Origin of the sequence: Micromonospora sp. NPDC049799, from assembly GCF_040656655.1 — a bacterium.
Lineage (GTDB): Bacteria > Actinomycetota > Actinomycetes > Mycobacteriales > Micromonosporaceae > Micromonospora.
Map to the genome: position 1 here is coordinate 1 of NZ_JBFAMU010000812.1, position 1,527 is coordinate 1,527.

Consider the following 1,527-nt stretch of genomic DNA (forward strand, 5'->3'; position numbering starts at 1 on the left):
CGGCGTCGACGCCCTCCGGTCCGTCGCCGCCGCCTACCGCGCCCACGCCCGCCGGCACCCCGGCCGCTACCCGGCTACCCAGCGTGCGCCGGACCCGGCCGACGCCGCGCACCGGGCCGCGGGGGAGCGGGCGGTCACGGTCATCTACGCCATCCTGCGGGGGTACGGGGTGACCGGCGAGCCGGCCGTCGACGCGGTACGTGCCTTCCGCGCAGCCGTGCACGGCTTCGTGATGCTGGAGGCGGCGGGCGGGTTCGGCCTGCCCCGGGACGTGGACCGCTCCTTCGACCGCATGGTCGACGGAATGGACGCCGCCTACCGCTCCTGGCCCCGCAAAGACTGACCACCCCACCCCACCCGTCCCTCCCACCCCACCCTCCCCACCCCACCCCTCCCTCCCCTCCCCGCCCGTCCCTCCCCGCCCGTCCCCCTCCCCGCCTCCGCGATCTTGCACTTTCGGTCGCCGATCTGCGTCCTTCGCCCCTTTCGCCGAGGCACAAAGTGCAAGATCGCCGCGTGGGTTGGGTGGGGCGCGGTGGGGGGGTGGGGTGGGTGGGGTGGGGGTGCTCGCCGGATCGGCGGAATGACCGTAACCTTCGCCGAGTGACTCACGGCACGCCCGAGGCGGACGATCCAGCGGTGACCGAGGGGCCGTCAGCGGGCACCGGGGAGGACAGGGCGGAGCGGGCCCCGGAGGCGCCACCGTCCACAGTCCCGTTGGCTTCCGAGGCCGCGTCGGCTTCCGAGCCGGCGTCAGTTCACGAGTCCGCCGCAAACCCGGAGCCACCCGCGATCCCGGATTCCGCCGCGACCTCCGAGCCCGCCGCGACCTCCGAGCCCGCCGCAACCCCCAAGTCCGCCGCGACCTCTGAGCCCGCCGCGACCTCCGAGCTCCCGTCGCCTCCCGGGCCCGCGCCTGCTCCGGTGACGCCCACACCGGGGCCGTCGACGGGCGACGTGGACCAGGAGGCGGCCACCATCCTCATGGCGAGGGTCGGGTCGGACGCGCGGCCGGTACCCGGGGCGCAGGAGGCGCCGACGGCGCTCATGCCCAGAGTGGATCGCCACTCGGGTGACGCGCCGACGGTGCTCGTCCCCCGGGTTCCTGACGGCAGGCCGGACGCGGTGGTCGTACCGCCGGGGTCTCCGGAGCGTGCGCCACGACGACGGTGGGCTCTGTGGACGGCGCTCGCGGCGGCCGTGGTGCTGCTGGCCTGCGGGGTGCCGACGGCGCTGCTGGTCGGCGCGGTGCGCGACGCCGGAGCGGAGGCGCCCGGGGGGCCCTCGTCGGCGCCGGTGGACGACCCCGCGACCGCCGCCGCCCGGTCGCTCGGCGAGCGCATGGCCGCGCAGCTCGACCGGCAGTCGATCGCCCTGCTGCGCGGCGACCGCGCGGGCTGGCTCGCGGTGGCCGACTTGACCGCGCTGGCGGAGCGGAAGCTGGTCACCGGCGAGATCGACGACGTGTCGGTGTTCCTCTAGCGGCACGGCGTCGAGGTGACGGTCATGGTGGTTCGGTGCCCGGAC

At 76.2% G+C, this 1,527-nt stretch carries 2 protein-coding genes; both read left to right on the forward strand.

Translation table 11 applies throughout. The features are described from left to right. On the forward strand, positions 1-343 hold a 343-nt coding region (locus AB0I76_RS29710; RefSeq protein ID WP_357042392.1), incomplete at its 5' end, for a TetR-like C-terminal domain-containing protein. A 581-nt stretch (positions 344-924) separates the two neighbouring features. Beyond that, complete coding sequence (locus AB0I76_RS29715; RefSeq protein ID WP_357042396.1) at positions 925-1,482, forward strand: hypothetical protein; 558 nt, start codon at positions 925-927, stop codon at positions 1,480-1,482. Positions 1,483-1,527 lie beyond the last annotated feature (45 nt).